Origin of the sequence: Prosthecodimorpha staleyi, assembly GCF_018729455.1 — a bacterium.
In the GTDB taxonomy this organism is placed as follows: Bacteria; Pseudomonadota; Alphaproteobacteria; order Rhizobiales; family Ancalomicrobiaceae; genus Prosthecodimorpha; species Prosthecodimorpha staleyi.
Genome location: NZ_JAHHZF010000001.1, coordinates 316,902 through 343,019, shown reverse-complemented (window position 1 = coordinate 343,019; position 26,118 = coordinate 316,902). Strand labels below are relative to the sequence as shown.

22 protein-coding genes are annotated in these 26,118 nt (G+C 69.2%); 20 read left to right on the top strand and 2 right to left on the bottom strand.

The genetic code is table 11. The annotated features are described in order from the left end of the window. The first annotated feature begins 36 nt into the window (after positions 1–36). From KL771_RS01420 to KL771_RS01365, 12 genes are all read left to right on the top strand, one after another. On the top strand, positions 37–477 hold the full coding sequence (locus tag KL771_RS01420; RefSeq protein WP_261966780.1) for a VOC family protein: 441 nt from the start codon (positions 37–39) through the stop codon (positions 475–477). Positions 478–1,445: 968 nt separating this feature from the next. Further along, positions 1,446–1,970 (top strand): hypothetical protein, encoded by a 525-nt coding sequence (locus KL771_RS01415; protein ID WP_261966779.1) that lies wholly within the window; start codon positions 1,446–1,448, stop codon positions 1,968–1,970. 48 nt (positions 1,971–2,018) lie between these two features. Further along, complete coding sequence (locus KL771_RS01410; protein WP_261966778.1) at positions 2,019–3,734, top strand: hypothetical protein; 1,716 nt, start codon at positions 2,019–2,021, stop codon at positions 3,732–3,734. 4 nt (positions 3,735–3,738) lie between these two features. Further along, positions 3,739–6,348: a serine/threonine-protein kinase gene (locus KL771_RS01405; RefSeq protein ID WP_261966777.1), complete on the top strand. Its 2,610-nt coding sequence runs from the start codon at positions 3,739–3,741 to the stop codon at positions 6,346–6,348. Positions 6,349–6,441: 93 nt separating this feature from the next. Then, positions 6,442–7,461, top strand: a complete 1,020-nt coding sequence (locus KL771_RS01400) for a C1 family peptidase (RefSeq protein ID WP_261966776.1) — start codon at positions 6,442–6,444, stop codon at positions 7,459–7,461. Between the two features lie 178 nt (positions 7,462–7,639). Beyond that, positions 7,640–8,200 (top strand): sigma-70 family RNA polymerase sigma factor, encoded by a 561-nt coding sequence (locus KL771_RS01395; RefSeq protein WP_261966775.1) that lies wholly within the window; start codon positions 7,640–7,642, stop codon positions 8,198–8,200. Positions 8,201–8,391: 191 nt separating this feature from the next. Continuing rightward, a complete protein-coding gene (locus KL771_RS01390) occupies positions 8,392–9,039 on the top strand; it encodes a DUF1109 domain-containing protein (RefSeq protein ID WP_261966774.1) in 648 nt (215 codons plus the stop codon). A gap of 324 nt (positions 9,040–9,363) precedes the next feature. Beyond that, on the top strand, positions 9,364–10,911 hold the full coding sequence (locus tag KL771_RS01385; RefSeq protein WP_261966773.1) for a trimethylamine methyltransferase family protein: 1,548 nt from the start codon (positions 9,364–9,366) through the stop codon (positions 10,909–10,911). A 210-nt stretch (positions 10,912–11,121) separates the two neighbouring features. Further along, positions 11,122–12,774: a S8 family serine peptidase gene (locus KL771_RS01380; protein ID WP_261966772.1), complete on the top strand. Its 1,653-nt coding sequence runs from the start codon at positions 11,122–11,124 to the stop codon at positions 12,772–12,774. 142 nt (positions 12,775–12,916) lie between these two features. Next, complete coding sequence (locus KL771_RS01375; RefSeq protein ID WP_261966771.1) at positions 12,917–13,327, top strand: hypothetical protein; 411 nt, start codon at positions 12,917–12,919, stop codon at positions 13,325–13,327. Between the two features lie 83 nt (positions 13,328–13,410). Further along, complete coding sequence (locus KL771_RS01370; protein WP_261966770.1) at positions 13,411–14,826, top strand: Do family serine endopeptidase; 1,416 nt, start codon at positions 13,411–13,413, stop codon at positions 14,824–14,826. Positions 14,827–14,853: 27 nt separating this feature from the next. Next, a complete protein-coding gene (locus KL771_RS01365; protein ID WP_261966769.1) occupies positions 14,854–16,164 on the top strand; it encodes a replication-associated recombination protein A in 1,311 nt (436 codons plus the stop codon). Between the two features lie 7 nt (positions 16,165–16,171). Here KL771_RS01365 and KL771_RS01360 read toward each other — a convergent pair whose 3' ends face one another. Then, positions 16,172–17,251, bottom strand: coding sequence for an HD-GYP domain-containing protein (locus KL771_RS01360; RefSeq protein ID WP_261966768.1), 1,080 nt, complete (start codon positions 17,249–17,251; stop codon positions 16,172–16,174). Between the two features lie 191 nt (positions 17,252–17,442). On the opposite strand from KL771_RS01360, the gene crcB reads away from it, so the two are divergent. Next, positions 17,443–17,844: a fluoride efflux transporter CrcB gene (gene crcB, locus KL771_RS01355; RefSeq protein WP_261966767.1), complete on the top strand. Its 402-nt coding sequence runs from the start codon at positions 17,443–17,445 to the stop codon at positions 17,842–17,844. Beyond that, positions 17,765–18,985 carry an RluA family pseudouridine synthase gene (locus KL771_RS01350; protein WP_261966766.1) on the top strand — a complete coding sequence of 407 codons (1,221 nt, stop codon included), beginning with the start codon at positions 17,765–17,767 and terminating at the stop codon, positions 18,983–18,985. The genes crcB and KL771_RS01350 overlap by 80 nt, the downstream gene beginning before the upstream one ends. A 128-nt stretch (positions 18,986–19,113) precedes the next feature. On the opposite strand, the gene KL771_RS01345 is transcribed toward KL771_RS01350, so the two are convergent. Beyond that, positions 19,114–19,785 carry an FAD-dependent oxidoreductase gene (locus KL771_RS01345; RefSeq protein ID WP_261966765.1) on the bottom strand — a complete coding sequence of 224 codons (672 nt, stop codon included), beginning with the start codon at positions 19,783–19,785 and terminating at the stop codon, positions 19,114–19,116. 252 nt (positions 19,786–20,037) lie between these two features. On the opposite strand from KL771_RS01345, the gene KL771_RS01340 reads away from it, so the two are divergent. The 6 genes from KL771_RS01340 (at position 20,038) to KL771_RS01315 (ending at position 25,675) form a co-directional block, all read left to right on the top strand. After that, positions 20,038–20,991 carry an RluA family pseudouridine synthase gene (locus KL771_RS01340; protein ID WP_261966764.1) on the top strand — a complete coding sequence of 318 codons (954 nt, stop codon included), beginning with the start codon at positions 20,038–20,040 and terminating at the stop codon, positions 20,989–20,991. 111 nt (positions 20,992–21,102) lie between these two features. Beyond that, positions 21,103–21,780, top strand: a complete 678-nt coding sequence (locus KL771_RS01335) for an HAD-IA family hydrolase (RefSeq protein WP_261966763.1) — start codon at positions 21,103–21,105, stop codon at positions 21,778–21,780. Then, the gene (locus tag KL771_RS01330) at positions 21,773–22,585 is read left to right on the top strand and encodes an ATP12 family chaperone protein (protein ID WP_261966762.1); all 813 of its coding nucleotides are present in this window, start codon (positions 21,773–21,775) and stop codon (positions 22,583–22,585) included. The genes KL771_RS01335 and KL771_RS01330 overlap by 8 nt, the downstream gene beginning before the upstream one ends. Then, positions 22,582–23,286 (top strand): hypothetical protein, encoded by a 705-nt coding sequence (locus KL771_RS01325; RefSeq protein WP_261966761.1) that lies wholly within the window; start codon positions 22,582–22,584, stop codon positions 23,284–23,286. The genes KL771_RS01330 and KL771_RS01325 overlap by 4 nt, the downstream gene beginning before the upstream one ends. Before the next feature lie 26 nt (positions 23,287–23,312). Next, positions 23,313–24,011 (top strand): sulfotransferase family protein, encoded by a 699-nt coding sequence (locus KL771_RS01320; protein WP_261966760.1) that lies wholly within the window; start codon positions 23,313–23,315, stop codon positions 24,009–24,011. Positions 24,012–24,142: 131 nt separating this feature from the next. After that, positions 24,143–25,675 carry an acyl-CoA carboxylase subunit beta gene (locus tag KL771_RS01315; protein ID WP_261966759.1) on the top strand — a complete coding sequence of 511 codons (1,533 nt, stop codon included), beginning with the start codon at positions 24,143–24,145 and terminating at the stop codon, positions 25,673–25,675. The last annotated feature ends 443 nt before the right edge of the window (positions 25,676–26,118 follow it).

The following is a 26,118-nucleotide window of genomic DNA, read 5'->3' as shown; positions in this document are numbered from 1 at the left end:
CACGCCCTTGCGTCGCTTCACGGTCAGGAGACCCCCATGCGATATCTGCACACGATGGTTCGCGTCCGCAATCTGGAGGAATCGCTCGACTTCTGGGTCAACAAGATGGGTCTGATCGAGACCCGCCGCATCGACAACGAACCCGGCCGCTACACCCTCGTCTTCCTCGCGGCCTCCGAAGACGAGGCCGCTGCCCGCGCCGACAAGGCCCCGCTGGTCGAACTGACCTACAACTGGGATCCGGAGGACTATGGCACGGCGCGGAACTTCGGCCATCTCGCCTACGAGGTCGACGACATCTACGCCACCTGCGCCAAATTGATGGATGCGGGCGTGACCATCAACCGCCCGCCGCGCGACGGCCGGATGGCCTTCGTCCGCTCGCCCGACCTGATCTCGATCGAACTCCTGCAGAAGGGCTCTGCCCTCGCACCGGCCGAACCCTGGTCGAGCATGAAGAATACCGGCGTCTGGTGAGGCTCCGTTCGACGATCCCGCCGAGCCGGGGTCGTCGGCCCCTCGGGACGTCCCGTCGCCCCGGTGCATCGGGGCCATTTTTCCTGCCCGGGGGCGAAGAGGAAGGAGCCGCGGGGTCGGGGGTGTTCACGTCCGCGATCTTTCAACGTGTTGATTCCCTTCTCCCCCTGTGGGGGGAGAAGGTGCCCGAAGGGCGGATGAGGGGGACGGTCTGGCGGCCCCCCGGATCGGCCCGTGTCCGGACCGCGGGCTTCGAGCCTCTTGCGGCATCGACCCCCTCATCCCGCCTTCGGCGACCTTCTCCCCCCTTAGGGGGAGAAGGGGAAGGAGCCGCGGGATCGGGGGTGTTCAGGTCCGCGATCTCCCAACGTGTTGATTCCCTTCTCCCCCTGTGGGGGGAGAAGGTGCCCGAAGGGCGGATGAGGGGGACGGTCTGGCGGCCCGCCGGATCGGCCCGTGTCCGGACCGCAGCTTCGAGCCTGTTGCGGTATCGACCCCCTCATCCCGCCTTCGGCGACCTTCTCCCCCCCTTGGGGGGAGAAGGGGAAAGAGCCGCGGGATCGGGGGCGGTCGTGTCCGCGATCTCCCAACGTGTTGATTTCCTTCTCCCGCCTTAGGGACGAAGGGGAAGGGGGGCGTGCGGGCGGGGCTCGGTGTTCTCGTGGATGTCGACGGCAGGCGGTGAGCGGCCCGAGGCGGCGAGGCGGGGCGCAGGCGGGCCTCAATTGAGTTGTCGGGGCGCGAGGCGGCAGCGCGATTGACGCTTTGCGGGCGGCTGCGGTTAACTCCGGAAATGAACGGATAACAAACGGTCGCAGACGCGGTGGGATTTCGGACCGACCGCGGACGATGCCGAAACGGCACGGGCGACCCGGATGGCGACGATCCTGAAGACCCGGGCCGGAGTTCGGCCAACCGGGGCAGCAGCGGCCCAGGCGCCGCCGCCGTTCCGACCATGGAGAGATCGCGTGCTTTCTGGTTTCGACTTCGAGCGGACCGCCGGCATTCTGTTCGGCGCGACGCTGGCCCTCGGCGGGCTGTGGCTGGTCGGGGCGGTGCTCGCCGCCATGCACCGGCGCGCCTACAACCTGACCCGGGCGGAAACGGCCGGGGCGGCGCTGCAACCCGACTTCACCCGCGGCGGCAACGCCGATCGCCGGGCGGCCGCCGAGGCGGCAGCGAGGGCCGGCGCTCCGGCTTCCCCCGAGGGCGGGCTCGCCGCGGCCGGCGGTTCCGTGCTTGCGCCGTCGCCCTATGCCCGGCTCTGCTTCTGGTCGCGGATGTCCGCGCTGGTCGCGGCCGGTACGTCGCTGATCGCGGTCGTCTTCCAGGCGGTCGGCGCCGGCCGGCAGGCTGAGGAGGCCGCCAAGGCGGTTGGCGGGCTGGACGGTATCCTGGCCGCCCTCGCGCAGCACAAGATCGGCGTCGCCGTCGCGGTCGCCGTGATCATCGCCAACATGATCGCAGCCGCCCGCCGCGGCGAACGGGCCTGACGCCCGCCTGCCGATCCCGTCCCGGTTCGCCGTGCCAACGAGGCCCCCATGTCGTCCTCCGTGCTGACCCTCTCCAGTGACCAGCTTCTTGCCGAATATGTCGGCCTCAACGAATTCCGCGGCTTCGCCGAGACGCGGCTGGCGGTCGGCCCCGACCTCGCCGCGATCCTGATCCGCGACGGCCGGGTGGTCGGCGTCGAGGCCGGCGCGCATGTCTCGGTCGGCGGCTTCTGGCAGGGGCTGAAGGACGCCATCGGCGGGCAGCATTCGCTGCGCCTGCTGGTCGCCGACCTGAAGCCGTTCCGGCTGGTCGAGCAGGTCACGGCGCTGACGGCCGACCGGGTGCCGGTCGGCGGCGAACTCACCTTCGAGTTCCAGGTCGATCCGGAGCGCGCCGCCAACATCCTCGGCTTCATGGCCGAGCATCGCGCGGTCCTGAAGACCGACGTGACCGCGCGGCTGATGGCCCATCTGAAGGACCGGGTGATCGAGGCCGAGATCGGCCGGCTCGGCGCCGTCGACATCCGCGGCAATGTCGGCCTGCAGGACCGCATCCAGGCGCGGATCATGGCCGAGGCCGAGCGCGTCGCCGGCGAGATCGGCCTGACGGTGCGGGCGGTCTCGGCGACCTGGACCATGAACGAGGTCGAGCTCGCCGAAATCGAGGCGCGCCGCAGGGCGGCCGAGGACCAGCGGCTGAAGCAGGAGCACGAGCTCCTGACCAGCCAACTGAAGCGCGAATCCGATACGACCGTCCTGAAGATCAACCTCGCGACGGCGGCCGACCGCACCCGTGTGATCGACGAGGCGGAGCTGCGCCGGCTGGTGCTCTCCAACGAGCTGCAGTTCGAGGAGGCGCGCGAATCCGGCATCCGGTCGGCCGAGATGAACGCCCTGATGGGCGAGATCGCCAAGGTGGTTGCCCGGCGCCAGGCGCGGTTCGAGGAGGAACTCGCCGCCATCGACCAGCAAAAGGCGCGCACCCTGCGCGAGGGCGAGGTGCGTCTGGCCGGCATCGATGTCGGCATCGAGGAGGCGCGGCGCAGCCAGATTCGCGCCGAGATCGACCAGGCCAACCAGCTCGCCAACAGCCGCGCCATGATCGCGCAGCGCCGGGTCAATGGCGAATTGGCCGAGATGGACCGGCTGGAGGCGCTCAAGGGCGAGGAGCATCAGAGCGCGCTGGTCTCGATCCAGAACCAGCGCCGGCGCGAGCAGGCCCGCCTGGAGGCCGACCTGCGCGAGACGGCGCGGCTGACCGAGATCCGCGATGTCGAGGCGCAGCATGCCCGGCTGCGCGACCTCAACGACCTCAACGCCGCCAATGCGCGCTTCCAGATCGACAACGAGCGCTTCCGCGATGACTCCTCGGCCGAGCGGCGCATCCGCGAGGCCGAGGCGGCGGCCCGCCACACCGCCAGCCTGATCGCCGCCGAGGGCACGCTGACGGCCGAGCAGATGAAGGCGCGCAAGCTCGACAATCAGGGCGCCGCCCAGGTGCTGACCGCCGAGGCCAACGCGGTCGCGCAGCGCGACCAGGCCCTGACCCAGGCGCTGCGCGACCAGATCGCCGCCACCCGCGAGGATGCGCGGACCGCGCAGAACACCATCGCGATGACCGCCGCCGGCACCGCCCAGGGCGTCGGCCAGGCGATTTCCGGCTTTGCGCCGCCGCCGAGCCTGATCGAGTGCCCGCACTGCCACCAGCAGACGCTCGCGCGCGGTCCGAACTGCGTCCATTGCCGCCAGCCGCTGGGAGCCTGATCGCATGGCGTGGCATCCCTATCGCACCTGCTGTTCCGAGACGCTCCAGGCGCTGCCGAGCGCGATGGCCTGCGCGGAATGCGGCAACCCGCTCCTGCGCTGCACCGGCGTCGACAGCTGCAACCAGCTGATCGAACCCGACCGGGCCTGTCCGGTCTGCGCGCCGGCACCGCTTCTCGCCGTCGAGCCGATCGGCTCGATGCGGCGTGGCGACACGCTGGCGCTGCCCTTCGTGATCGCCAACCGCTCGCCGCTGGCGCAGCGCAGCTTCCGGCTGGTCAGTTTCGAGAAGCGCGAGGGCAACGGTCCCTACCAGCCGGTGCCGGTGCCGTTCGAACGGGTCGAGACCGGCGAGGGCAAGGGACGGCAGATCGTCGTCCAGGCGGGTCCGTTCGAATCGAGCGGCAAATATGCGGTCGGGCTGCGGCTGGTGGTCGAGGTGCCGTGCGGGTCGGTCACCGAGACCTATGCCTATGAGGGCACGGTGTTCGTCGAGATCGCACCGTCGAACGAGCAGGCGATCCAGTTCCATGTCGACCTGTCCGGCGCCTCGATCGGCCAGGGCCAGCTGATCAACATCGCGCCCTTCCTGGGCGGCCGGCCGGCCGAGGAGGGCCGCGCCGCGGAAGCCGCGATCATCGATCTGCAGCGTGCCGAGCGCCACGAGCGCCAGGCCGGCCTGCGCGGTCTCGCCGACCAGGGCAATCTGGAGGTGCCGCGCGATGTCGAACTGGTGCTGACCGGCGTCAAGGCGCCGCTCGCGGCCGGACGGCTCGCCGCGCTCGGGCGGATCACGGTCGGCAATCCGATCGAAGGCCAGCCGGCGCCGGACCTGCCGCTGCCGGTCGAAGGCGCGGACGGGCAGTCGGATGCGGCCGCCATGGCGCGGCTCGCCGGCCCGCGCTTCCGCCTGCAGATCGAGAACGACCGGCTGGTGCTGGTCAACCTGATCCAGGGCGGCGTCGCGGTCGACGGACGACGGCTGGCGCGCGACGAACGCTTCGCGCTCGGTCCGTCGAACCGCATCGCGCTGCTGCCCGACGAGGTCCGCTCGGCCGAGATCGCCGTCACCTTCGTGCCCGGCCGCGGCCGGGTCGACCGGATCGAGATGGTGCGCACGACCGACCTGCGCGACAAGCGGCCGGACCTCGCCGAGGGCGGCGTCTTCGCGGGGCGCTACGAGATCCTGCGCAAGCTCGGCGAGGGCGGCATGGGGCAGGTCTATGCCGTCCGCGACGTGCAGTCCCAGGACGAGATGGCGCTGAAGCTGGTCCGCCGCGACCTGATGCAGTCCGACGACGCGCTCAAGCGGCTGGTCGACGAAGGCCGCCGCGCCCGCCGCATCCGGCACCGTAACGTGGTCTCGATCTACGACGTGGCCGTGGCCGGCGACCAGCCCTACCTGACCATGGAACTGCTCGAAGGCAGTTCGCTGCGCGATGTCCTCAATGTCGCCAAGCAGACCCGGCGCGACATCCCCGTGCCGGCGGTGATGCGCATCGTGGCCGGCGTGCTGGAAGGCCTCGGCGAGGCCCACCGGCAGGGGCTGGTGCATCGCGATATCAAGCCGGAGAACATCTTTGTCGAGGGCGATGTCTTCGGCAGCGGGGCGGTCGAGACGCGGATCCTGGATTTCGGCATCGCCAAGGCGGCCGGGCCGATGTCCATGGCGACCATGCGGGCGAGCGGGGCGACCGGCACGCCGCGCTACTGGGCGCCCGAGCAGCAGGCCGGCGCCGACGTGATCGGGCCGGAGGCGGATCTCTACTCGGTCGGCATCCTGCTCTACGAACTCCTGCTGCGCGGGCTGCCCGCCCACGGCGCGCTCGGCCAGCCGAGCGAACAGCGCCGCGACGTGCCGGCCTATCTCGACAAGGTCGTCGGCAAGGCGGTGCAGCAGCGCGAGGACAACCGCTTCCAGACGGCGGCCGAATTCGCCGCCGCCCTGGCAAGCGCGCCGGCGCCCGAGCCGCAGCGCAAGCCGGTAGTCGATCCCGTGCCGCCGCGGCTCGATCCGGTCGCGAAGCCCGATCCGAAGCCGGAATTCAAGCCCGACCCCGTCTTCCAGCACGGCGGCGGACCCCTGGGCGGCGGATCGTCGGGCAGCGGCACCGTCAGCGTGGTGTCGATCGGGCCGCCGGCCGGCAACGGCTGGACGGGCGAACTCGCGCTCGGCGGGGTGGATCCGAGCGGCGTGCTGCGCGATCGGATCGCCCGGGCCGGCGGGGCTGTGGTCTCCGAGCTCGATGCGGGCCGCCGCGTCCAGTTCACCGCCAAGCGGTCCGACCTGAAGCGCACCTCGATGCTGCCGGTGACCTTTACCGGCGAGGCGACGCTGAGCCCGATGGCTGCCGACCGCGCACGGGTCGATGTGGCGGTCGGGTTCAAGGCCGGCTCGAATATCGGCTTCATCGCCGCCAACGTGTTCCTGGTCTTCTTCATCGCCTATGCGTTCGCGGCCATGTTGGTCGGGGAGACCGCCGCCGAGGAGCTTGCCGGCGGCCTGTCGATGTTCGTCGGTATCGGCACCTTCGTCGCCTACCGCTACACGCTGGGCGGGCTTGCCAAGGAGATTGCCGGTGATGTCGGCCACGGCCGCCGCACCGGCGGCTGACGACCGCCCCGGTCCCGCCGTCCCATCGCGCCGGGAGGCTTTCCGGCGCCAACAGTCACAAGTGTCGGCCGAGGCCGGCGCGGGGAGGCTTATATGCTGTGTCCGGAATGCTTCACGGTCCTGCCTGATCCGACGCCGGAGGCCTGCCCGCACTGCGCCGCCGCATTGTGGCGCGTCGCCGGTCTCGGTCCCCGCCAGTCCCGCGCCCGGCGTACCGACGGCCTGATCGCCGCCAAGGCGCCGCCGCGCGATACGCCCGTGGCGGTCGCGGTCGCCGGCAATGCGCCGCCGACGGTCGACCTGCGCCCCTTTTGTTCGCCTGTCGAGGATCAGCAATCGCTCGGCAGTTGCGCCTCCTGTGCGGTGGTCGGCGCGCTGGAGTTTCTGCAGATCAAGCAGGGCAAGCCGCCGGTCGATCGCAGCCGGCTGTTCGTCTATTTCAACGCGCGCAAGCTGCGCAATGCCGTCGGCGAGGACAGCGGCAACACCACCGCCGAGGTGATCGCCTCCGTGGTCGCCTTCGGGGTGCCGCCCGAACAGGAATGGCCGTACCGGATCGAGGATTTCAACCGCGAGCCGCCGCGCCGGGTTTACGATTCGGCCTGGACCGCCCAGGGCCACGACTTCGCCCGGGTGGTCGGCCCCGACGGCGTCATCGGAGCGCTCGCCCAGGGCCTGCCGGTATCGCTCGCCATCAACCTGCCGCAGCGTTGCTACGAGGAGGCGGCACGCACCGGGCGCTTCCCGGACCCGCGCGGCGACGAGAATCTGGACCCGTCGACGGCCGAGAGCGGCCATTGCATGCTGATCGTCGGCTACGACCGCAACCGTGGCACCTTCCTGATCCGCAACAGCTGGGGCGCGAAATGGGGTCAGGGCGGCTATGCCGAGATGCCGATCCGGCTCGCCGAGCAGCAGGGATTTCTGGCCGACAGCTGGATCGTCGGCCATCTCGACCGCAATCCGAGCTTCCATCTGGCGCCGCCGCCGGCCCATGGTGCGGCCGCGGCGACCGGTCCCGGCATCACAGAGATGCGTGACCGGCTGCGCGCGGAGATCGGCCGGGACGTGCGCGATGCCGTGCGCCGGATCAAGGACAACTTCCAGCTCTGACTGCCCGGGAGCCTTTGGGTGGGACATGCGGGGCGTCCGGACGCGGGCTCCTCCGCGTCGACCACGGGTCGCGCGGTCGTTCACGCGCAATTCATCTCCGGTCAGAAGAGTTCAGCGGCTTTGCATTCGATCCCGTGGCACTCTGATGCCGTATTCTCGGCCTGGGGGAGCCGCCCGGATGTCCATCCCGGAAAGCCAACTGAAAGATCTGATGCTGCGGAGCATGGCGGGTGACGAAGCCGCCTATCGTTCCTTGCTGGATGCCATAGCGCGGCTGGTGCGCGGTCATGTCGGCCGGCTCCTGTCGCGGGCGCGCGCCGGCAACACTGCCGACGCGGAGGATATCGTGCAGGATGTGCTGATCGCGGTTCATACCCGCCGGCACACCTACGACGCGGCCTATCCTGTCGGTGCCTGGGTTCATGCCATCGCCCGCCACAAGGTGATCGACCATCTGCGCGCCCGGGCGCGGACCGGCTCGAGCCTGCCGATCGACGATCTGGAGGACCTCCTGCCGGCGCCCGAGGAGGCCGCCGATGCGGTTTGGGACGTGGCGCGCGTGCTCGACCGGCTCCCGCCGGCTTTGCGCAGTCCGTTTGCGGCCGTCAAGCTGGAGGGACGATCCATCGCCGAGGCGGCCCGGACGGCCGGCATGTCGGAAACGGCGCTGAAGGTTGCGATCCATCGCGGCATGAAGCGGCTCAGCCGGATCTTCGGTTCCGGCAACGGGGTGGCGTAACCGTTCGGTTGCGACGCCCGTATTCCCTGTCGGGCGGCGCGACGGCCGCTTCGGGTGGCCGGGTCGCAACGGTCCACCCGGAGCGGCCGGTGCGTACGGTGCCGGCTCGGAATCGCTCCAGGCGGGATCGGGTGGCGCGTGCGCCGGAGACGGGTGCCGGAGACGGGTGCCGTCATGGAGCGAACGAGGCATTGGCTTTGCAGACCGAGGACCTGATCGCACGATTGGCGGCCGATGCCCGGCCGGTCGATGCTCACCGCATCCTGCGCACGACGCTGGTCGCCGCGACGCTCGGACTTGCCGCCGCAATTCTCATGGTGGTCGAAACCATCGGCATGCGCCGCGATTGGGCAACGGCCTGGGGCGATCCCCGCGTTCTGGCCAAGATCCTGTTCGTGCTGACGGCGGCGGCGGCGGCGGCGCTGGTTTTCGTCCGCCTGGCCCGGCCGGGGCGGACGCTGAAACCCCTGATCGGCCTCCTGGCGCTGCCCTTCGCCGGCATCGCGGTGTTGGCCTCGATCGAACTCGGCATGGCCGGCCCGCAGGACATGCCGGCGCTGGTCTTCGGATCGAGCTGGACCTTCTGCCTCACCTATCTGCCGCTCTATGCGATCGTGCCCTTCGGGGCGCTGGTCGCGGTCCTGCGCAGCTCCGCCCCGACCGATCTGAGGGGGGCGGGCTTCGCCGCAGGCCTCTTCGCCGGCAGCCTCGCGGCGATCGCCTATGCGGTCCACTGCACCGAGGATGCGATGGCCTTCGTGGCGGCCTGGTATGCCGGCGCCATCCTGATCGTCGGGCTCCTCGGCGCGCTGCTCGCGCCCCGTCTCGTGCGCTGGTGACGGCGGCCTGCCGCCGGCGGAAAGCCTGTCGCGCATGCGCCATCCGGTGACGGGCACAGCACAGTCTCGGCCCCCTGCAACGGCCTAACCTCGTTCCGGCGCGACCGGCCTACCGGGACGCGCCGGGACGGTCGCGCCGTCGCGCAGCACGGCGTGGTCGCGGCAAGCCTCGCGCGCCGGCCGGTCGATCGGATCGATCGATCCGGCCGATCGCGCGACCGGGCTTCCGACTGAACGAAAAGGGAGTGCCCTCGTCCGCCATGTCGACGGGGCGTGCTCGGGCGACAAGCGGGCGGGCCAAGGCCGTTCCTGGGAGGGTTCACGATGAATGACATGCCGGAAGCCGGTGGCCGCGAACAGCGTCGTGGCCGCGAGGCGCGTCGCGCCGCCCGGTCTGCGCGGTCCGCCGTGTCGGTGCCCTACATCACCCGCAACCTGCCGATCACCGAGGTGCTCTCCGAGGAGGGCCTGTCGATCATCGAGCACAATGCTGAGACCCTGATGGAGGAGATTGGCATCGAATTCCGCGACTATCCGAGCGCGCTGGAGCGCCTGCGCCAGGCCGGTTGCGACGTGCGCGGCGAGCGGGTGCATTTCCCCCGCGGCCTCGCCCGGCAGCTCGTCTCGACCGTGCCCTCCGACTATGTCCAGCATGCGCGCAATCCCGAGCGCAGCGTGCATATCGGCGGGCGCAACACGGTCTTCGCGCCGGTCTACGGCTCGCCCTTCGTGCACGATCTCGACCAGGGCCGGCGCTACGGCACGATCGAGGATTTCCGCAATTTCGTGAAGCTCGCCTACCAGAGCCCCTACATGCACCATTCCGGCGGCACGGTGTGCGAGCCGGTCGACCTGCCAGTCAACAAGCGCCATCTGGACATGGTCTATGCCCACATGCGCTTTTCCGACAAACCCTTCATGGGCTCGGTGACGCATCCCGACCGGGCGCAGGACACGGTCTCGATGGCCGAGATCCTGTTCGGCAAGGACTTCATCCAGTCGAACACGGTGGTGACCTCGCTCATCAACGCCAATTCGCCGATGGTCTGGGACGCCACCATGCTGGGCGCGGCCGAGGTCTATGCCCGCAATAATCAGGCGTGCATCATCACGCCCTTCATTCTGTCGGGCGCCATGAGCCCGGTGACGGTCGCCGGCACGCTGACCCAGGTGCTGGCCGAGGTGCTGGCGGGCGTCAGCTTCCTGCAACTGGTTCGGCCCGGCGCGCCGGCCATCTTCGGCACCTTCGTCTCGACCCTGTCGATGCAGTCCGGGGCGCCGACCTTCGGCACCCCGGAGGCCGCGCTCGCCATCTATGGTGCCGCCCAGCTCGCCCGCCGCTACAAGATGCCGTTCCGCACCGGCGGCTCGCTCTGCGCCTCCAAGGTGCCGGACGCCCAGGCGGCCTACGAGAGTGCCCAGACGCTGATCCCGACCGTCCATGCCGGCGCCAATTTCGTGCTCCATGCCGCCGGCTGGATGGAGGGCGGGCTCGCCTCGTCCTACGAGAAATTCGTCATGGACTGCGACCAGCTCGGCATGATGCATGTGCTGGCGCGCGGCATCGACCTGTCGGAGAACGGGCAGGGCATGGCGGCCTTCCGCGAGGTGCCGCCCGGCGGCCATTTCCTCGGCTGCGGCCACACCCAGGCCAATTTCGAGACCGCCTTCTACCGTTCCTCGGTCGCCGACAACAATTCGGTCGAGCAGTGGATGGCCGAAGGCTCCAAGGACGCCGCCCAGCGCGCCAACGGCCTCTGGAAGAAGATGCTCGCCGACTACGTCGCCCCCGACATCGACCCCGGCATCGACGAAGCCCTGAACGACTTCATGGCCCGCCGCAAGGCCTCGATGCCCGACGCGACGCATTGAGAGGGCGCCGGCGGCCATCAACGGAGGGCCTGACCGACGCGTCGTCAGTCGAACCCAAGCGACGAGGAAGTTACGTATCCTCGGTTGCGCAATTTCGGTTGACGCTGCTTATAGGTGCAAATAACCTTACCTCTCGTTGCGGAACGTCCAGGCACGAAAAGGACGGGGATGGAGCCTCGCCGCGGACGTCCGCTTCCAAGGGGGGCAGAGATGGCGAAGGTTTCAGCCGATCACTTGAAGCGTCTGCGTGAGCAGGTCGAGGCGATACGGGACACGGAACCTTCCGATTTTCACGAGATCATCGTCAAGGCAGGCACGGAGAACGATGCCGAGGACGCCTTCTCGCGGAGCATCGCCACCACATTGCGGAAGCGCTCGATGTCGACGTCGGCCCGCGACGTGCTGCCGTCGAAGCGTGTCGACGAGGCTGCGGTCGTACGGTCGTCGCAAAGAAAGGGTGTGGCCTCTTCGTCGCGCTTTGTCGCCGCCGCACAGGCGGTCAACGACCTGAGCCTGTCGGGTAGCGCCGATCGGCTTCCGAAGGGGTCTGGCGACGGAGAAGAGTTGGCCGGCAAGTCGATGGGCGCAATCATCAGTTTGCTCCGGCAGACAAGCATGGCGGCCCTTCAGCAGGTCACGTCGGCTCTTCAGGAGGCCATGCCGCAGAGAGCGACCGCGGCCGCCGCAACGGCATCCAAGCGCGCGGGCGCCGGACGGAAAGGCGTCGCCTTCAGACCGCGGGAATTCTGGAGTTCCGGAAGCATCCTGCTGCGGGTCGCAGGCAAGGACCTGGCCAATCTCTACAGCGATGCGCTGGCCGAGAAGATCGAGGCGGTCTTCCCGAACCGGCGTGTCACGCTGCCTCCCGCCGTGGCACCGAACCGGATCCCGCATTGGATCGAAGACAACAAGGTGAGCGGCTGGGGCGTCCGATCGATCGGTGCCCTCGGCGTCTGGGGCGCCTTCAACGCCCGGGGCGCCGGCGTCCGCATAGCGTTGCTCGACACCGGGATCGACCCGACCCATCCCGATCTTGCCGGCAAGATCGACGCCTGGGAGGAATTTGACGAACGCGGCGATCCGGTTCCGGGGTCCAAACCCTATGATTCCGACCGTCACGGTACCCACTGCGCGGGCATCATGGTCGGCGGCAATGCCAACGGGCGCTGGATCGGCGTCGCGCCGGAAGCACGGATTGCCGCCGCCTTGGTCCTGAACGGCGAGCGTGGGGGAACGCACGCCCAGATCCTGGCCGGCATGGAATGGGCGATCAACCAGAAGGTCGACGTCATCAACATGTCGCTCGGGGGCCTGATGTGGGGACCGGACGTGCCGAGCACCTATACCAGCGCGATCATGAATGCCTTGCGGGTCGGCATTCCGGTGGTCACCGCAATCGGAAACGAGGGCAGTCAGACCAGCGGATCGCCCGGCAACGATATTCTGGCCTTTGCGGTCGGAGCGACCGATTTCCTCAACCGGGCGGCTGGCTTTTCCGGCGGACGGACACAGGTCATCCGCCAGTCGCCCTTCTTTTCGAAAGACCTTTTGCCGCTGGTCTACTCCAAGCCTGACATTTCGGCGCCTGGGGTGGCGATCGAATCCTCGGTTCCCGGTGGCAAATGGGAGCATTTCAATGGGACCTCGATGGCCGCCCCCCATGTCGCGGGCGCTATCGCGTTGCTGCTGAGCGCGACGGCGATCCGTGATCGCGTCGATCCGGCCGAGCGCGCCCTGCTTCTCCAAGATCTCCTGACGGGCTCCGCAGAAGAACTGGGCGAGGCGGGACAGAACCACCGGTTCGGATTCGGAAGGGTCGACATCCTGCGCGCCGTCGGTTTTGCGCGAGACCTCGGCTACTGACGAAGTAACCCTCGGGGAGCACCGCCGCCTGCCACCCGGCAGAGCGGCGCCGGTTGCGTTCAGCGAATCCCGGCGTGCGGTTGGCGCCTTCTGTTCATCGCCCATATTCGGGCCTACTGTGCTTCATCAAGGATTCAAGCCGATGCTGCTGCGGTTCGAAAGGAGCACGCACATGACGACCGGCCTAGTCGATGCTGCTCTGGAGAAGATCAGGTCCGCCGATCTGCGGCGCGACGCGGAAGCCGAGCGCGGTGAGAGGCGCGTCGTGATCGTGGAAATCGAGGCGCCGCGGCCGACGCTTTATGCACGCCCGGCCATGGTCGGTCTTCCGGGGCGCCGAAGCCTCGGCATCCGGGCTGCAGAACCGGTCGATCTCGCCGCCGTCACGGCAGAGATCACGCAAGCGCTCGGCCGCGACCCCGGGCGCTTTCTGGCGTCCTCCAACAGCTTCATCGTGGATGCGAATGGTCCGGACATCTTGCGCCTGGCACATTTGCCGTCGGTGGCGGCGATCTGGCCGAACACCGATTTGCAGAGTTCCGCGGCCGAGTGAACGGACATCGTGTCGGGGGAAGACCCTGAGCCTTCCCATGCGGTGCCCGATCGCCTAGATCCAGGCGATCGGAGGAGTGTTCCATGGTTCGTGCCGGTTCGTTCGTTGCCGCCCTGATACTTGCCGTTGCCGTCTCGGCTCCCGCCCAAGCGCAGACCCAGACCCAGACTCGGGTGGTCCCGGAAAGCAAGGCGCAGGTGCAGCTGTCCTTCGCGCCGATCGTCAAGCGCGTCGCGCCGGCCGTCGTCAACGTCTATGCCCAACGCACGCTGCGCCAGCAGGGCGGATCGCCGATGTTCGACGATCCGCTGTTCCGCCGCTTCTTCGGCGACGGGCCGCTCGGCATGCCGAAGGATCGGGTCGAATCCTCGCTCGGCTCGGGCGTGATCATCGATCGCTCCGGCCTGGTGGTGACCAACCACCACGTCATCAAGGACGCCACCGAGGTCAAGATCGCGCTTTCCGACAAGCGCGAGTTCGAGGCCGACGTGGTGCTCAAGGACGACCGCACCGACCTTGCCGTCCTGCGCATCAAGGAGAAGGGCGACTATCCCTTCGCCGAATTCGGCGACAGCGACCAGATCGAGGTCGGCGACCTCGTGCTGGCGATCGGCAATCCGTTCGGCGTCGGCCAGACGGTGACGCAGGGCATCGTGTCCGCGCTCGCCCGCACCCAGGTCGGCGTCTCCGACTATCGCTTCTTCATCCAGACCGACGCGGCGATCAATCCGGGCAATTCGGGCGGCGCGCTGGTCGACATGGAAGGCCGGCTCGTCGGCGTGCCGACCGCGATTTATTCGCGCTCCGGCGGCTCGATCGGCATCGGCTTCGCGATCCCCGGCGCGATGGTCAAGTTCGTCGCCGAACAGGCCAAAACCGGCGGCAGCCTGCGCCGACCGTGGTTCGGCGCGACCCTGCAGAATGTCACGCCCGATATGGCCGAGGCGCTCGGCATCAAGCGTCCGGTCGGCACTCTCGTCGCCGGCATGTCGGCGAAGGGGCCGGCTGCCAATGCCGGCCTGAAGGTCGGCGATCTCCTGGTGGCGATCGACGGCTTCGAGATCGACGATCTCGACGGCTTCGGTTACCGCTATTCGACGCGGCCGATCGGTGGAACGGCGAAAATCTCGATCATCCGACAGGGTAAGCCGATGACCGTCGAGGTCGGCCTGGTCGCCGCGCCGGAGACGGTGCCGCGCGACGAGCGCATGATCCGGGCGATCTCGCCGTTCCAGGGCGCGGTGGTGGCCAATCTCTCGCCGGCCGTCGCCGAGGAACTGCGTGTTCCGAACGCGCTCGAAGGCGTGGTCGTCAAGTCGGTCGAGACCGGCGCGCTGGCCGGTCGCTTCGTGCAGAAGGGCGACGTGATCCTCGAGGTCAACGGCACCAAGATCGACTCGACCAAGACGCTCGAGAAGGTCACCCAGTCGGATCCGGGCTCCTGGCGGGTCGCGGTCCAGCGCGGCGGCGAGGTCGTCCGCTTCGCGGTGCGCAGCTGAGGGGCGGCCCCTCGGCCGGAGGCGGTGATGGCGGATCTGTTCAGTTCGGCCGGGCTCGACAGGGCGGCGGTGCGCCCGCTCGCCGACCGGTTGCGGCCGACGCGGCTCGCCGACGTGGTCGGGCAGGACCATCTGGTCGGGCCGGACGGCACGATCACCCGCATGCTGCGCTCCGGCTCGCTCGGCAGCCTGATCTTCTGGGGGCCGCCCGGCACCGGCAAGACGACGGTCGCCCGGCTGCTGGCCGGTGAGACGAAGCTGCATTTCGAGCAGATCTCGGCGATCTTCTCCGGCGTCGCCGACTTGAAGAAGGTGTTCGAGGCGGCGCGCGGGCGCCGCCTCTCCGGGCAGGGCACGCTGCTCTTCGTCGACGAGATCCATCGCTTCAACCGCGCCCAGCAGGACGGCTTCCTGCCGGTGATGGAAGACGGCACCATCGTGCTGGTCGGCGCGACCACCGAGAATCCGTCCTTTGAGCTCAACGCGGCGCTGCTCTCGCGCGCCCATGTGCTGGTCTTCAAGGCCCATGACGAGGCCGCGATCGGCCGGCTTCTGGAGCGCGCCGAGATGGAACTCGGCCGGCCGCTGCCGCTCGACGCGGAAGCGCGCGGCGTCCTGATCCGCATGGCCGACGGCGACGGCCGGGCCGCGATCACGCTGGCCGAGGATGTGGCCCGGGCCGCCGGTCCCGGTGAGGTGTTCGATGCCGCGACCCTGCAGGCGGTCGTGCAGCGGCGCGCGCCGATCTACGACAAGGGCCAGGACGGCCACTACAATCTGATCTCCGCGCTGCACAAGTCGGTGCGCGGCTCCGATCCCGACGCCGCGCTCTACTATCTCGCCCGCATGGTCGATGCCGGCGAGGATCCGCTGTTCATCGCGCGGCGCGTGGTCCGGATGGCGGTCGAGGATATCGGGCTGGCCGATCCGCAGGCCCTCGTCGTCGCCAATGCGGCCAAGGATGCCTACGATTTCCTCGGCTCGCCGGAAGGCGAACTGGCGATCGCTCAGGCGGTCGTCTATGTCGCCACCGCGCCGAAGTCGAACGCGGTCTATACCGCCTGGAAGGCGGCCAGACGCGCGGCCGAGGAGGGTGGCTCGCTGGTGCCGCCGAAGCATATCCTGAATGCGCCGACCAAGCTGATGGGCCGGGAAGGCTACGGCGCCGGCTACCAGTACGACCACGACCAGCCCGACGCCTTCTCGGGCCAGGACTATTTCCCCGAAAAGCTCGGCCGGCGCAGCTTCTACGAGCCGGTCGAGCGCGGCTTCGAGCGCGACATCCGCAAGCGGCTGGACTGGTGGGAAAAGCTCCGGCGCGAACGGCGCGGCGGCTGAGGCCCTTTCAGGCCTTCATCGCCTTGACCACGTCCGCGAAGGCGCGGACCAGCATCCGGTCCAGCTTGCCGGCCTCGGCCATCGCGACGATCCGGGCATAGGCCTCGGCGCCCGGCAGCCCCTTGCGATAGGCGCGGTCTTCGACCAGGGCGCCCATCACGTCGGCGATGGTCAGCATGCGGGTCAATTCCGGGATGGCGTCGCCCTTGAGGCCGTCCGGATAGCCGCTGCCGTCGAGATATTCGTGGTGGCTTCGGACGAGGCTTCGGATGGCGGGCGACACCGTCGTGTGGTCGCGCAGAAAGCTGTCGCCGTAGACGGTGTGGAACTTCATCACCGCGAACTCGTCCGGGTCGAGGCCGCAGGGCTTGTCCAGGATGGCGAGCGGGATCTTGGCCTTGCCGATGTCGTGCAGCAGGCCGCCGGTGGCGAGCATCTGGATGTCGGCGGCGGGCAGGCGGCGGGCGCGGCCGAAGGCGATGGCGAGGCCGGTGACCAGCAGGCAGTGCTGGAAGGTGCCGGTATGGTGCTGGCGCACCGAGGCCAGCCAGGCGCCGACGCCCGACGCGCCGATCGTCTCGACGATGCGGGTGCCGCTCGCGCGCACTGCGTCGGGATCGATCCGCCGACCGGTCAGCAGGTTCGAGAACAGCATGTCGAGGGTGCCGGCGGCCTGGCGAGCGGTGGTCTGGACGGTGAAGGCCTTGCGTTCGGGCGCGTAGCGCGGCATCGCCGGCGTGCCGCTGCAGAGCGTGCGCACCAGGGCCTCCGCCTCGCCGCGGGTGGCGACCACATGGCTCGCCCCGATCGCCTTGGCCCGGACCTGGGCGGCGCGGCTGCGACGGTCGGCAACGACGATCAGCGGCGAAGCCCGATGTGTCGAGCGCAGCGCCCGCTTCAGGCCCGCGGCCACCTCGGCGTCGCAGAGATCGACATCGATGACCGCGACCGACCGGGGATCGTCCGAACGGCGTTCCAATTCCTCGGCGGCCGCTGTCAGACGGAGGTCGAGTTCGGGCAGAGCGTCGCGATAGGAGCCGTGGCTGCTCGGATCGGCATAGACAAGAACATAATCGTAGTTTTGCATATCAATCCGCGGCGCCGACGATCCATGCGTTATGTCAGGCTCGTGACAGTCACGAATAGGGGAGGAGTCCTAAGCATCGGGTTATCGGCCGCGATCGGACCGATGGCGGTTGTGCCATGGTAAAGGCGATCTCAAACGACAGGTCCGATTCGGGACGATCGGCCCCGTCCGAAAAGGGCCGCCCGCCAGCCATGCCGCCACTCCTGCATATCGCTCTGGTCTTCGTCGGCGGCGGCCTCGGCTCCGGCCTCCGCTACGCCGTGAATCTCGCCCTGGTCGCCCGCTTCGGGCCGCATTATCCGTGGGGGACCTTCACGGTGAACGTGATCGGTTCGGCGGTGATGGGCATATTCGCCGCCTGGATCCTGGCGCGCTGGACGCCGGAGGCCGGCGGCACGGAGTTGCGGCTGTTTCTGATGACCGGCATGCTCGGCGGATTCACCACCTTCTCGGCCTTTTCGCTCGATGCCTGGATCCTGTGGGAGCGCGGCGCGCAAGGGGCGGCACTGGCCTATGTCGCCGCCTCGGTGGTCGTATCCTTCGCGGCGCTGGCGGCGGGGCTGCTCGCCACGCGGGCGCTGCTGTCCGCCTGAGGCGCGGCGCGGGAGCCCGGTTGAAACGCCGAACGGGTTGGAATTCGGCTCCCGGAGCGGCCTGCGCCGCTGTGGACATGTGTCCGCGCTTGCATCCCCGCCCGCATTGCGCGACAGGAGGAGCCCGAAAACAGGAACTTTCATGGCCACCGTCGAGACTGTCACCGTAGGCGAGGACGAAGCCGGGCTTCGCCTCGACCGCTGGTTCAAGGGCCGCTACCCGGGCCTCGGCTTCGGCGCGCTGCAGAAGCTCGTCCGGACCGGTCAGGTGCGCGTCGACGGCAAGCGCGTCGAGACCTCCACCCGTCTCGTGCCCGGCCAGATGGTGCGCGTGCCGCCGGGCGCCATGATCGCGGAGGCCGCCAGGGCCGAGCCGGTCCGGGCCATGCCGCGCGCCGACGGCGACGATGCGGCCTTCCTGCGCTCGATCACATTGTTCGAGGACAAGGACATCATGGTCCTGAACAAGCCGGCCGGCCTCGCCGTGCAGGGCGGCTCGGGCCTGACGCGCCATGTCGACGCCATGCTGGAGAGCCTGAAGGACGCCAAGGGTCAGGTGCCGCGCCTGGTCCACCGCCTCGATCGCGACACGGCCGGCTGCCTGGTCGTCGCCAAGACGCGCTCGATCGCGGCCGAACTGGCCAAGACCTTCCGGTCGCGCTCGGCGCGCAAGGTCTATTGGGCGCTGGTCGCCGGCGTGCCGAAGCCGGCGCAGGGCCGCATCTCGACCTGGCTGGCGCGCGACAGCGACGATACCGAGCGCATGCGCGTCGCCCGCCACGGCGACGATGGTGCCGCCCATGCGCTGACCCATTATTCGGTCGTCGACACCGCCGGCCCGAAGCTCGCCTGGCTGTCGCTGAAGCCGGTCACCGGACGGACGCACCAGTTGCGCGCCCATTGCGCCCATATCGGCCATCCGATCGTCGGCGATCCGAAATATTTCGACCGGCAGGACTGGGAACTGCCCGGCGGCATGCAGAACAAGCTGCACCTGCTCGCCCGCCGGATCGCCCTGCCGCACCCGCGCGGCGGCCGCATCGACGTGACCGCACCGCTGCCGCCGCATATGCAGCAGTCCTGGAACCTGCTCGGTTTCGATACGGCTTCCTACGATCCGGCCGAGGACGAGGAGGAGTAGGAGGGCAGGGCGGCTGAGGACGATCGCCCCGCGCGATCAGGGCCGATGCGAAAACGTTCCTTGGCGTCGAAACTGTCCGCAGCCTCATAACGCCCCGAAGGGCGTTGGTGGCCGGCGGACCCTTCGCCTCAGAACCGGTAGCGGATGCCGGAGACCAGATACTGGGCGCCGCCCGAGGCGCCCTTGAAGATCGAGGTGTCGCCGATGAAGTCGCCGCCGCCGGAGCGGTGATGCAGGCGCAGGAAGCCCTCCCACTGGCTCTTCGGCGGGGCGAAGGTGATTTCCGGCGAGAGATAGTGCAGCACATAGGCGCCCTTGACGCCCTCGCGCCGAACTTCGTAGCGCGGATTGCCGGTGGCCAGCGTCAGGCCGGTCGAGACCGCCACTGTCGTGCGGACATAGTCGTTCCAGGGGAACCAAGTCCACCGGCCGTAGAGGGCCAGCCAGCCCTCGCCTTCGCCGAGGCTGCCCCAGCGCTTGCCGGCGCCGACTTCGCCTTCGAAATCGACCGGACCGACCGACAGCAGCCTGCGGGAGAAGGTGCCGGCCGTGATCCAGCTGTTGCCGTACTGGTACTTGGTCGGCGCCTGGAAGTTCGAGATGCCGAACACGCTGACCATGTGGGTGTCGAGGCGCGGGCCGGCGAAGATCGAGACGGCGCAGTCGCCCGTGCCCGCGCAAAAGGCGGAGTTTACGTCGAGCCGCGGCTTGATCAGATCGTCTGACCGGGACGGCGCCGCAGCCGCTACCAGGGCGGCAGAGGCGAGCGCCGCGACTTTCAGGCACTTTTCGATGGGCATGATCCGATCCGCACTCACTGACTGCCCTAAGCTATACAGGGGAAAGGTGACATGTCATCCATCGCCGCCGCACGAGATGGGCGGGCGCGGTCGTTTGACGGAACATTGTGGCAATGCCGCACCGCTCCGGCATCCCAGGCGGGTGGCACCGGGCCGGAGACAGTCAGATCGGGGCCGGCCGAGGTGCCGGGACCGAAGACGAGGGGGATCGGGGTGAGCGAATCGGCGCAGGCGGGAGCGACGGAGCGGCGGGTGCACATCTCCGAAAAGGGGATGCGGCTCGACCGCTTCATGCGCATCCACTACCCGGCCATCGCGCCCGGCCGCCTCGCCGCGCTTCTGAAGCATGGCGGCCTGACCGTGGCCGGGCGGCGCGCCAAGCCGACCGACCGCCTGGCGGCGGGCGATCTCGTCGTGCTGAACACGCCGCCGGAACCGCCGCCGCCGGTTCGGTCCGGTGCCCGTGCGGGCAGCGGGGCGGGCGGCGCGCCGGCACCGGTACCGCTGAGCGCGGCCGAAAGGGCGTTCCTGGCGGCCATGACCGTGTTCGAGGACGACGACCTGATCGTCTTCGACAAGCCGGCCGGGCTCGCGGTTCATTCCGGCTCGGGCACCCGGGTCGACCTCGACCGGCTTCTGGTGCGCATGGTCGGTCCGGACGGCGATCGGCCCGTCCTGGTGCACCGGCTCGACAAGGATACCTCCGGCCTGCTCGTCGCCGTGAAGCGCCGCCCGCTCGCCGGCGTGATGGGCAAGGCCTTCGCCACGCGCCGGGTCGACAAGGAGTATCGGGCGGTCGTCGCGGGTGTGCCGCAGCCGGAAGGGCTGATCGATATCGCCATCCGCAAGGTCGAGACCTCCCATGGCGGCCGCATGGCCGCCGCCGCCGCGGACGATCCGGACGCCCAGACCGCCCGCACCGGCTTCCGGCGGCTGGCAGTCTCGCCGGACGGCGCCGCCGCGCTTCTCGCGCTCTTCCCCGAGACCGGCCGCACCCACCAGCTGCGCGTCCATTGCGCCCTGACCGACCACCCGATCCTCGGCGATCCGATCTATGGCGATCCGCAGGCCGCAGAGCGACTGCTGCTGCACGCCAATCGGCTTTCCTTCCGGCATCCGCGCACCCAGGCTCCCCTGTCGCTCGAGGCCCCGATCCCCGACGCCTTCTTCCGGGCCATGGACCGCGCGCCGGGAAACGCCGGCTAGGACCGCACCGGAACGCGCAGGCCGACGGAACCCGCCGGCAGGGGACTGGCGCGAGCCGCGGCGACGCGCCATATGGGGGCTCGAAATTCCTCTCAGCGCCGGACGTTCCCCGTGTTTCTCGTCCTTTTCGATGTCGACGGCACCCTGGTCGACAGCCAGCACATGATCGTCGCCGCCATGACCACGGCCTTCGAGGCCGAGAGCCGCCCGGTGCCGGAGCGCGAGGCGGTGCTCGGCGTCGTCGGGCTGTCGCTGGTCGAAGCCATGGAGGCGCTCGTGCCCGGCATCGAGCCGGCGGCGGCGCGCGCGCTCGCCGAGGCCTACAAGGCTGCCTTCCAGCGCCTGCGCCAGGCCGCCACACGGCAGGAGCCGCTCTATCCGGGCGCGCTTGCGGCGATCCGGCGGATCGGCGACCGGGCCGACGTGGTGCTCGGCATCGCCACCGGCAAGTCGCGCCGCGGCGTGCGCTCGATCATCGACCTGCACGGCCTCGAAGGCCGCTTCGCCACCATCCAGACGGCCGACGACCACCCGTCCAAGCCGCATCCCTCGATGATCCTGACGGCGCTGGCGGAGACCGGGGTGGCGCCGGAGCGCGCCGTCATCCTCGGCGACAGCGCCTACGACATGGACATGGCCGCGGCGGCCGGCATCCATGCGGTCGGCGTCTCCTGGGGCTACCAGGACCCGGCGAGCCTCGCCGCGCGCGGCGCGCACCGGGTGCTGGAGCGCTTCGACGAGGCCTATCCGGTCCTCTCCAACCTGTTCGGATGGTCCGACCATGCGTGATTTCCTGAGCTACGACCCGAACGAGACCAAGCCCGAATTCACCGAGCCGGTCGTCGATCCGGTCGCCCGCGCCCGCGAGCATGCCCGCGTCGACCTGCCGAAGCGCTTCTACCGGGAGGTCTCGGTCGGCCAGGCGGAGGGCGGCGCCTGGCGGGTGCTGCTCGACGGCCGTCCCGTGCGGACCCCGGCGCGCCGGCATCTGGAGGTGCCGCGGCGCGATCTCGCCGAGGCGATGGCGGCCGAATGGGCCGCGCAGGAGACCACCATCGACCCACGGTCGATGCCGCATACCCGGCTCGCCAACGCGGTCATCGACGGCGTCGCGGTGCAGCCGGCCGCGGTCGCGGCGGATGCCCTGAAATATGCCGGTTCCGATCTCCTCTGCTACCGGGCGACCGACGCGGCGCGGCTGGTCGAGCGGCAGACGCGGCTGTGGGATCCGGTGCTCGACTGGATCGAGGAGACCTATGGGGCGCACTTCCTGGTCGCCGAGGGGATCGTGCATGTCGCGCAGGACCCGGAGGCGATCGCGGCGGTCGGGCGGGCGCTCGAGCCGCTCGATCCCTGGCGGCTCGCAGGCCTGCACTCGCTGACCACGCTGACCGGCTCGCTGTTCCTGGCGCTGGCCCATGCCGGCGGCCGGCTCGACGGCCAGGCGACCTGGGACGCGGCGACCGTCGACGAGGCCTGGAACCTGGAGCTCTGGGGCGAGGACGAGGAGGCGGTCGCCCGCCTGGTGGCGCGCCGGCGCGAATTCGATGTCGCCTCGGCCTTCCTGTTGGAGGCCGCGGCCGGCCAGCCATGATCCTGTCGCATCGGCACCGTTTCGTCTTCGTCAAGACGCGCAAGACCGCCGGGACCAGTATCGAACTGGCGCTGTCGGCGATCTGCGGGCCGGACGACGTGATCACGCCGGTCTCGCGGCCGGACGAACGACTGCGGGCGGGACGGGGGCCGCAGAACCACCTGCTGCCGATCTGGCGGCGGCGCTGGGACTGGCCGCTGCATCTCCTCGCCGGACGGACCAACCGCGAGGTGCCGGGGCTGACCCGGTTCTGGCCGCATATGGCGGCGGGGCGCATCCGGGCCGCGGTCGGCGCATCGCTGTTCGACCGCCTGGAGATCGTCACGGTCGAGCGCAATCCCTGGGACCGCGAGGTCTCCAACTACCATTGGGTCCACCGCAACCGGCGGGGTGCGAAGCCGGATTTCGAGACCTACGTGCTGGACGAACGGCTCAATATCCGGTTCCGCAATTTCGAGGCCTATTCGGTCGGCGGGCGCATCGTCGCCGGAAGGGTGCTGCGCTACGAGCGGCTCGCCGAGGACTTTGCCGCCTGGATGGCCGATCTCGGCATCGATTTCGCGCCCGTGCTGCCGTATGCCAAGGCCGGCCATCGTCCGGACACGAACCGCTCCTATCGCGGCGACTATACCGAGGCCGCCCGCGAGGCGATCGCAAGGCGCTATGCGCGCGAAATCGCCGCCTTCGGCTACACCTTCTGACCGGACGGACGGCCGCCCAGCGCCCCATGATCATCAGCCATCGGCACCGCTTCATCTATCTGAAATGCCGCAAGGTCGGCTCGACCAGCCTGGAGATCGCGCTGGCCGATCTGTGCGGGCCGGACGACGTGGTCACGCCCCTCGACGGTACCCGGACCCGGGCCGATCCGGACCGGCGCATCAACTGGCAGAATCACGTCCTGCCGCGCGAGCGCTGGCCGCTCGCCGCCCGGCTGAAGGTCGCCTGCGGCATGACGACCCGGCGCGCGGGCGTCGAATTCTACAACCACATCCGCGCCGACCGGCTGCGGCGGATGGTCGATCCGGCCGTGTTCGACGGCTATTTCAAGTTTGCCGTCGAGCGCAATCCCTGGGACCGGGAGGTCTCCAACTACTTCTTCCAGCATCCGCGTGCCGACGACCGGCCGCCCTTCGCCGAGTTCGTGCGGACCCATACGGCGCGCTGGCCGATCGACAATTTCGACATTTACACGATCGGCGGGCGGATCGTGGTCGACCGGGTGCTGCGCCACGAGAACCTGGAGGCGGATTTCCAGGCCGTGATGGACCGGCTCGGCATCGTCGATCCGCCGTCGCTCGGTCGCGCCCGTGCCCGCCACCGGCCCGAGAAGGGCACCTGGCGGCACTGGTACGATGCCGACACCCGCGATCTGGTCGGCCGCCTCTATGCGCGCGAGATCGCCGCCTTCGGCTACGCCTTCTGAGCCGCCTGTCGGCCGTTGCTCCGCACCTGCGGCGTCTTCGCCGCCAGCGGCGTCTTCGCCCTTCGGCCCACTTTGCCGGGTGATCCCCCCATGGTAAGCAGCCGGCACATTCCATCCGAAGGACATGCGCCATGAAGGAAATCCTGGCCGAACTCGAGCGCCGTCGTTCCACCGCCCGGGCCGGCGGAGGCGCGAAGCGCGTCGAGGCGCAGCATGCCCGCGGCAAGCTCACCGCGCGCGAACGCATCGAGTGCCTGCTCGACGAACGCTCCTTCGAGGAGATCGACATCTATGTCGAGCATCGCTGCACCGATTTCGGCATGGGCGAGAGCAAGATCCCCGGCGACGGCGTGGTCATCGGTTCGGGCACCATCAACGGCCGCATCGTCTATCTGTTCGCCAAGGACTTCACCGTGTTCGGCGGCTCGCTCAGCGAGACCCACGCGGCCAAGATGGTCAAGCTGCAGGAGATGGCGCTCAAGAATCGCGCGCCGATCATCGGCCTGTTCGATGCCGGCGGCGCCCGCATCCAGGAAGGCGTCGCCGCACTCGGCGGCTACGGCGAGGTGTTCCTGCGCAACGTGCTGTCCTCCGGCGTGATCCCGCAGATCTCCGTCATCATGGGCCCCTGCGCCGGCGGCGACGTCTATTCGCCGGCCATGACCGACTTCATCTTCATGGTCCGCGACACGAGCTACATGTTCGTCACCGGCCCGGATGTGGTGAAGACGGTCACCAACGAGATCGTCACCTCCGAGGAACTCGGCGGCGCCTCCGTGCACACGACCAAATCCTCGGTCGCCGACGGCTCGTTCGAGAACGACGTCGAGGCGCTCCTGCAGGTGCGCCGGCTGGTCGACTTCCTGCCGGCCAACAACCAGGCCCCGCTGCCCGAGATCGTCTCGCACGACCTGCCCGACCGGGTCGAGCGCTCGCTCGACACCCTGGTGCCGGACAATCCGAACAAGCCCTACGACATGAAGGAGCTGATCCTGAAGGTCGTCGACGAGGGCGATTTCTTCGAGATCCAGGGCAATCACGCCAAGAACATCCTGTGCGGCTTCGCCCGCATGGAGGGCCGGACGGTCGGCATCGTCGCCAACCAGCCGATGGTGCTCGCCGGCGTGCTCGACATTGACGCCTCCAAGAAGGCGGCGCGCTTCGTCCGCTTCTGCGACTGCTTCAACATCCCGATCGTCACCTTCGTCGACGTGCCGGGCTTCCTGCCGGGCACCGCGCAGGAATATGGCGGCCTGATCAAGCACGGCGCCAAGCTGCTGTTCGCCTATGCGGAGGCGACCGTGCCGAAGATCACCGTGATCACCCGCAAGGCCTATGGCGGCGCCTATGACGTGATGAGCTCCAAGCACATCCGCGGCGACGTGAATTATGCCTGGCCGACCGCCGAGATCGCCGTGATGGGCGCCAAGGGCGCGGTCGAGATCCTGTACCGCTCCGAATTGGGCGACCCGGACAAGATCGCCAAGCGCACCAAGGAATATCAGGACCGCTTCGCCAACCCCTTCGTGGCGGCGGAACGCGGCTATATCGACGACGTGATCATGCCCCACTCGACCCGCTCGCGCATCGCCCGCGCCCTGCGCCTCCTGCGCAACAAGCAGCTCGAAAATCCCTGGAAGAAGCACGACAACATCCCGCTCTGACGGGAGCGGGATGGATCGGCGCCGACCGACTTCGGGCGCCCGCCGGCAGCAATCCATCGGCAGGTATGGACAGCGCAGAGACACGACCGTCTCGCGACGCATCCCCGGACACGGGCCGCAGGGCCGTCGATCCGGGGCGCCCTCTCGGCTGGGCGATCGCTGTTTTTGGAGTTTATACATATTTTTCAGTAAGTTGCGTGCAAAGTGGGTCCCGGCTCTCCGCTGCGCTGCGGCCGGGAATGCGGCCCCTCGGGGCACCGTTCCGGCGGGCGCGGGGCAGTGCGGATTCGGGAGTGGGCCGTGGGTAGGGACCGGGCAGTAGGCACTGGGCAGCAGGCAGTGGACCGTGGACCATCTGACGCCGGCCCCCCTGCCGCCATCTCCCAGCGCATCCCCGGACAAGGCCCGCAGGGCCGCCGATCCGGGGCCTACTCGCATCGCAG

What these genes read in the sequence shown, in the direction of transcription:
- KL771_RS01345 (WP_261966765.1), bottom strand. Translation starts at nt 19,785, where the DNA reads ATGCCCATCGAAAAGTGCCTGAAAGTCGCGGCGCTCGCCTCTGCCGCC.
- KL771_RS01325 (WP_261966761.1), top strand. Translation starts at nt 22,582, where the DNA reads ATGATCCTGTCGCATCGGCACCGTTTCGTCTTCGTCAAGACGCGCAAG.
- KL771_RS01405 (WP_261966777.1), top strand. Translation starts at nt 3,739, where the DNA reads ATGGCGTGGCATCCCTATCGCACCTGCTGTTCCGAGACGCTCCAGGCG.
- KL771_RS01365 (WP_261966769.1), top strand. Translation starts at nt 14,854, where the DNA reads ATGGCGGATCTGTTCAGTTCGGCCGGGCTCGACAGGGCGGCGGTGCGC.
- KL771_RS01370 (WP_261966770.1), top strand. Translation starts at nt 13,411, where the DNA reads ATGGTTCGTGCCGGTTCGTTCGTTGCCGCCCTGATACTTGCCGTTGCC.
- KL771_RS01420 (WP_261966780.1), top strand. Translation starts at nt 37, where the DNA reads ATGCGATATCTGCACACGATGGTTCGCGTCCGCAATCTGGAGGAATCG.
- KL771_RS01410 (WP_261966778.1), top strand. Translation starts at nt 2,019, where the DNA reads ATGTCGTCCTCCGTGCTGACCCTCTCCAGTGACCAGCTTCTTGCCGAA.
- KL771_RS01350 (WP_261966766.1), top strand. Translation starts at nt 17,765, where the DNA reads ATGTCGCCGCCTCGGTGGTCGTATCCTTCGCGGCGCTGGCGGCGGGGC.
- KL771_RS01375 (WP_261966771.1), top strand. Translation starts at nt 12,917, where the DNA reads ATGCTGCTGCGGTTCGAAAGGAGCACGCACATGACGACCGGCCTAGTC.
- crcB (WP_261966767.1), top strand. Translation starts at nt 17,443, where the DNA reads ATGCCGCCACTCCTGCATATCGCTCTGGTCTTCGTCGGCGGCGGCCTC.
- KL771_RS01320 (WP_261966760.1), top strand. Translation starts at nt 23,313, where the DNA reads ATGATCATCAGCCATCGGCACCGCTTCATCTATCTGAAATGCCGCAAG.
- KL771_RS01395 (WP_261966775.1), top strand. Translation starts at nt 7,640, where the DNA reads ATGTCCATCCCGGAAAGCCAACTGAAAGATCTGATGCTGCGGAGCATG.
- KL771_RS01380 (WP_261966772.1), top strand. Translation starts at nt 11,122, where the DNA reads ATGGCGAAGGTTTCAGCCGATCACTTGAAGCGTCTGCGTGAGCAGGTC.
- KL771_RS01360 (WP_261966768.1), bottom strand. Translation starts at nt 17,251, where the DNA reads ATGCAAAACTACGATTATGTTCTTGTCTATGCCGATCCGAGCAGCCAC.
- KL771_RS01315 (WP_261966759.1), top strand. Translation starts at nt 24,143, where the DNA reads ATGAAGGAAATCCTGGCCGAACTCGAGCGCCGTCGTTCCACCGCCCGG.
- KL771_RS01330 (WP_261966762.1), top strand. Translation starts at nt 21,773, where the DNA reads ATGCGTGATTTCCTGAGCTACGACCCGAACGAGACCAAGCCCGAATTC.
- KL771_RS01400 (WP_261966776.1), top strand. Translation starts at nt 6,442, where the DNA reads ATGCTGTGTCCGGAATGCTTCACGGTCCTGCCTGATCCGACGCCGGAG.
- KL771_RS01385 (WP_261966773.1), top strand. Translation starts at nt 9,364, where the DNA reads ATGAATGACATGCCGGAAGCCGGTGGCCGCGAACAGCGTCGTGGCCGC.